This is a genomic window from Mesorhizobium sp. M8A.F.Ca.ET.021.01.1.1, from assembly GCF_003998025.1.
Classification (GTDB): Bacteria; Pseudomonadota; Alphaproteobacteria; order Rhizobiales; family Rhizobiaceae; genus Mesorhizobium.
Window position 1 is genome coordinate 1 of record NZ_RZSJ01001080.1, and the last position, 566, is coordinate 566.

Here is a 566-nt window from a genome sequence, read left to right on the forward strand (position 1 = left end):
GTGCTCCGCTGCTCCCATTAATGTAGTGGCTGGCACACCAGGCGTCCATGTGACCGAACGGCAGACCGGACCGTGGCAGAAGGAACACCAGGGCGGACGGTCTGTTCATCCGATCGTGACCGTTCCGCCAGGGTTCCATCTTGTCCGCTGGAACGCTCTGCCGTAGTGACGGTCACCAACGGATACCGCCCGACAAAGGAGCCTGCCTTGAAGCACCAGTTGAACATCATCATCGGCAGCACGCGGCCCGGCCGCGCCGGTCCGGTTTTTGCCGAGTGGCTGGAGACGTTCGCGCGCGAGCACGGAAAATTCGAGCCAGTGCTGACCGACATCGCCGCCTTCAACCTGCCGGTGCTGGACGAACCGCATCATCCAAGGCTCGGCAACTATCAGAACGACCACACCAAGGCCTGGTCGAAGGCGATCGACGCCGCCGACGCCTTTGTCTTCGTGGCGCCGGAATACAACTATTTCGCGGCACCCGCGATCGTCAACGCGATCGACTATCTCGCCCGCGAATGGAAATACAAGCCCGCCGCCATCTTCAGCTATGGCGGTGTCTCCGG

At 62.0% G+C, this 566-nt stretch carries 1 protein-coding gene; it reads left to right on the forward strand.

Annotated features, from left to right (window positions below; all coding sequences use genetic code 11):
• Positions 1-207: 207 nt before the first annotated feature.
• Positions 208-566: NADPH-dependent FMN reductase (locus EOA36_RS36705; RefSeq protein WP_145969570.1), on the forward strand; the 359-nt coding region annotated here is incomplete at its 3' end.